Origin of the sequence: Campylobacter bilis (assembly GCF_016806695.1) — a bacterium.
Classification (GTDB): Bacteria; Campylobacterota; Campylobacteria; order Campylobacterales; family Campylobacteraceae; genus Campylobacter_D; species Campylobacter_D bilis.
This window is the reverse complement of record NZ_WUED01000023.1, coordinates 1-3,424: the sequence shown is the minus strand read 5'-3', so window position 1 is coordinate 3,424 and position 3,424 is coordinate 1. Positions and strand designations below refer to the sequence as shown.

Sequence of the window (3,424 nt, the reverse complement as noted above, 5' to 3'; positions counted from 1 at the left end):
CCTCTACACAATAATAATTTAAAAGATTGAAATAAAAAAAAGAAAAACTAAGAATAATAAAGCAGTCTAACAAGTCCGCAATGAGTTACTTTCCCCCTACCAGTAAGGTGTAGTATCATCACCCACGATGTGCTTAGCTTCTTGGTTCGGGATGGATCAAGGCGTTTCCACATCTGTATAATCACGGACATTGTTATTTAAATATTCTTTATAAGAAGACTTAAAAAACAATGTTAAGAGTAAGTTTTATCAATTTTACTTTTGTAGGATGATTCTTATGAAAAACCTTAACAAGGAAGTGATGCTTATATAAAGTAAGCCAAACGCTCTATTAGTACTGGTCAGCTAAAGGACTTTCATCCATTACACACCCAGCCTATCAACCAGCTAGTCTTGCTGAGAGCTTAGAGAAGATTCATCTTAGAGTGGGCTTCACGCTTAGATGCTTTCAGCGTTTATCCTTTCCAAACTTAGCTACGCTGCGATGCTCTTGGCAGAACAACAGCTACACCAGTGGTTTGTTCAACCCGGTCCTCTCGTACTAGGGTCAAATCTCTTCAATCTTCTTACGCCCACGGCAGATAGGGACCGAACTGTCTCACGACGTTCTGAACCCAGCTCGCGTACCGCTTTAAATGGCGAACAGCCATACCCTTGGGACCTGCTCCAGCCCCAGGATGCGATGAGCCGACATCGAGGTGCCAAACCTCCCCGTCGATGTGAGCTCTTGGGGGAGATCAGCCTGTTATCCCCGGGGTACCTTTTATCCTTTGAGCGATGGCCCTTCCACACAGAACCACCGGATCACTAAGACCGACTTTCGTCTCTGCTTGACTTGTGTGTCTTGCAGTTAAGCTGGCTTATACCTTTATACTCTACGAACGATTTCCAACCGTTCTGAGCCAACCTTTGTAAGCCTCCGTTATTTTTTGGGAGGCGACCGCCCCAGTCAAACTACCCACCAGACATTGTCCCACTTGAGGATAACTCAAGCTGGTTAGCTACCCAAATAAGAAAGAGTGGTATCTCAACAATGGCTCCTAATAAACTGGCGTTTATTATTCAAAGCCTCCCACCTATCCTGCACATTCTTATCCAAGTAGCAGTGTCAAGCTGTAGTAAAGGTCCACGGGGTCTTTCCGTCTTGCCGCGGGTAGGAGGAATTTTCACCTCCACTACAATTTCACTGGATCCCTCTTTGAGACAGCTCCCATCTCGTTACGCCATTCATGCAGGTCGGTATTTAACCGACAAGGAATTTCGCTACCTTAGGACCGTTATAGTTACGGCCGCCGTTTACTCGGGCTTCGATCAAGAGCTTTGCTAATGCTAACCCCATCAATTAACCTTCGAGCACCGGGCAGGCGTCACACCCTATACATCCTCTTACGAGTTAGCAGAGTGCTGTGTTTTTGGTAAACAGTCGGGAGGGACTCTTTGTTGTAAGTTTCTTCGCTTTGGGAGTAAATCCTAATACGAAGTGAACCACACCTTATACCGAAGATACGGTGCTATTTTGCAGAGTTCCTTAAAGAGAGTTCTTCCACGCGCCTTAGAATACTCATCCCACCCACCTGTGTCGGTTTACGGTACGGGCAACATTAGCTAAACTTAGAAACTTTTCTTGGCTCGACGGCATCAGGGGTTCTTCCATCCATCCGAAGACTTCAAAAAGCCTTTAAGATCTCAGAGTATTCTTATACGGATTTGCCTGTATAAGCTCCTACATCCTTAGACTAGCACTTCCATCCGCTAGCCCCCTTAGCCCTAAGCGTCCTTCCATCGCACACTAATGTTGGTATTGGAATATTAACCAATTTGCCATCGTCTACCCCTTTCGGACTCGACTTAGGACCCGACTAACCCTACGATGACGAGCATCGCGTAGGAAACCTTGGGTTTACGGCGTTAATGATTCTCACATTAATTATCGCTACTCATGCCTGCATGCTCACTTCTATTAACTCCAGCACTCCTTACGGTATACCTTCGACGCTAATAGAACGCTCTCCTACCACTTGACAAAGTCAAGTCTACAGCTTCGGTACTTACTTTAGCCCCGTTATATTTTCCGCGCGAATTCACTAGACCAGTGAGCTATTACGCTTTCTTTAAAGGATGGCTGCTTCTAAGCCAACCTCCTGGTTGTTTAAGTAAATTCACATCGTTTTCCACTTAAGTAAGATTTGGGGACCTTAGCTGGTAGTCTGGGTTGTTTCCCTCTTGACGACGGATTTTATCACTCGCCGCCTGACTGCTGTGATTACATATAAGGTATTCGGAGTTTGATAGGGTTTGGTACATTGGTGTATGCCCTAGCCCATTCAGTGCTCTACCCCCTTATATTACGACACAACGCTATACCTAAATATATTTCGGAGAGAACCAGCTATCACGAAGTTTGATTGGCCTTTCACCCCTATCCACAAGTCATCCCGGGGCTTTTCAACGCCTATGGGTTCAGTCCTCCACTAGTTCTTACACTAGCTTCAACTTGCTCATGGATAGATCACTTCGTTTCGGGTCTGCAGCATCTGACTTAATGCCCTATTAAGACTCGCTTTCGCTACGGCTTCGCGTTTGCTTAACCTTGCCAGACACCACAACTCGCAGGCTCATTATGCAAAAGGCAGTCCATCACACTGTATTGCTACATAGTGCTCTGAATGATTGTAAGCAAATGGTTTTAGGTTCTATTTCACTCTGATCACCTCAGTTCTTTTCACCTTTCCCTCACGGTACTTGTACACTATCGATCTGGTATTAGTATTTAGGGTTGGATCGTGGTCGACCCAGCTTCAGACAGGATTTCTCGTGTCCCGCCCTACTCAGGATACTGCTAGCTAAGGTTTGTTTTTCGCCTACGGGACTATCACCCTCTATGGCTATACTTTCCAGAATATTGTGCTAAACGCACCTCTTGCACATTGCAGTCCTACAACCCCCAGTGCAAGCACTGGGTTTGCCCTCTTACGCTTTCGCTCGCCGCTACTTACGTAATCTCTATTGATTTCTTTTCCTAAGGGTACTAAGATGTTTCAATTCCCCTCGTTCGCTCCTATTATAGGTAATGTATATCTCTATACATTGGGTTGCCCCATTCGGAAATCTACGGATCAAAGCTTCTTGACAGCTCCCCGTAGCTTATCGCAGTCTAGTACGTCCTTCATCGCCTTTACCAGTCAAGGCATCCACCATTCGCTCTTAATAGCTTACCTTTTTTGATTCTAAAACGCATCACTTCCTTGTTAAAGTTTATCATATTTCATATTTAAAGTTTTATCATATCTAAAAGCTAGGATTAAAGCTTAATATTAAAACTATGCCTATGCTTTAATGAAGATATTTTATCTTTAACAAGTTTGTAAAATTGTTTTTATTAAAACTTGCTTGTGACTCTTAACAATGTTAATTAAAAAGAACA

2 rRNA genes are annotated in these 3,424 nt (G+C 44.1%); both read right to left on the bottom strand.

Features of this window, described 5'->3' with window-relative positions:
* Positions 1–72: 72 nt before the first annotated feature.
* Positions 73–189 (bottom strand): 5S ribosomal RNA (gene rrf, locus GRQ01_RS07410).
* A 121-nt stretch (positions 190–310) separates the two neighbouring features.
* Positions 311–3,218, bottom strand: a 23S ribosomal RNA gene (locus tag GRQ01_RS07405).
* Between the last annotated feature and the right edge of the window lie 206 nt (positions 3,219–3,424).